This window comes from Staphylococcus sp. HMSC063F05, from assembly GCF_001837075.1.
GTDB classification, from domain to species: domain Bacteria; phylum Bacillota; class Bacilli; order Staphylococcales; family Staphylococcaceae; genus Staphylococcus; species Staphylococcus epidermidis.
Genome location: NZ_KV831311.1, coordinates 1 through 794, shown reverse-complemented (window position 1 = coordinate 794; position 794 = coordinate 1). Strand labels below are relative to the sequence as shown.

Genomic DNA, 794 nt, shown 5'->3' with positions numbered 1-794 from the left:
CGCAGAAATCTTTACTCATCCAGACATGGTTCTTGATATCGACAAGGATGTACTGATTACACATATATTCAATTCTACAGATAAGGGAATGTCAATGGATAAAGCTACAAAATATGCACTTCAATTAAGAGTGATTGCTCAAGAAAGCTATCCTAATGTCGATAGACATTCCTTTCTAGTCGAAAAATTACGCTTACTTATTCAACAATTAAAACAATCTATTCATCATCTCAAACAATTAGATGATGCCATGATTCAATTAGCACAACAACTCGATTATTTTGAAAATATTCATTCGATACCTGGTATTGGTAAGCTAAGCACAGCTATGATTATTGGGGAGATTGGTGATATTAAGCGATTTAAATCAAATAAACAACTCAATGCTTTTGTTGGCATTGATATCAAACGATATCAATCAGGTCATACACACTGTAGAGATACCATCAACAAGCGTGGTAATAAAAAAGCGAGAAAACTTTTATTTTGGGTGATTATGAATATAATAAGAGGGCAGCATCATTATGACAATCATGTCGTCGATTATTACTACAAACTAAGAAAGCAGCCTAATGAGAAACCTCATAAGACTGCCATCATTGCTTGTATAAATCGATTATTAAAAACAATTCATTATCTTGTAATGAATCATAAATTGTACGATTATCAAATGTCACCACATTAGCCAAACGTACAATCAAATATAGTTTAACACCTTATTCAAAAAAATTAAAATGAACGGTTTAGTTAAGTAATGCTTATTTTAATTATAAGTACTTGACTAATCGTAGGAA

Annotated in this window: 1 pseudogene; it reads left to right on the top strand. The window is 31.4% G+C overall.

Going from position 1 to position 794, the window contains the following annotated elements:
- Positions 1–685 (top strand): annotated as a pseudogene (locus HMPREF2576_RS01400) (IS110-like element ISSep2 family transposase); the annotation flags it as partial.
- Positions 686–794 lie beyond the last annotated feature (109 nt).